1 protein-coding gene is annotated in these 384 nt (G+C 58.9%); it reads right to left on the bottom strand.

Translation table 11 applies throughout. The annotated features are described in order from the left end of the window. Positions 1 to 384, bottom strand: a 384-nt coding sequence (locus P0D80_RS51390) for a 4Fe-4S dicluster domain-containing protein (RefSeq protein ID WP_408296696.1), incomplete at both ends; no start/stop codon positions are given.

Genomic DNA, 384 nt, shown 5'->3' on the forward strand with positions numbered 1-384 from the left:
CGCGATTCCGGACCGGCATAGGTCTGCCAGTTCACATTCACCGGCACCGACGGATCTTTCAGCGTCAGGTGAGCCGGCTGGTTTTCCTCGTGATTCGTGTTCGAGATGAACACCGAGGACAACCGGTCGAACGTGAGCTTGCCATCCGGCTTCGGATACGTGATTGGCTTGCACTGCGATGCGGGCTTCAGCATTTCGTGATCCGAATGCTGGTGATGCAGCGTCCACGGCACATTGCCTCCCAGCAGCTTCTGCTCGATGCCGACCATCAGCGTGCCGAGGTACAGGCCCTTGCTCATCCACTGCTTGAAGTTGCGCGCGCGATGCAGTTCGGTGTGCAGCCACGAGGTCTTGAAGCTCTCCGGATATGCCGTCAGTTCATCG

Source organism: Paraburkholderia sp. RL17-373-BIF-A, assembly GCF_046030175.1.
Lineage (GTDB): Bacteria > Pseudomonadota > Gammaproteobacteria > Burkholderiales > Burkholderiaceae > Paraburkholderia.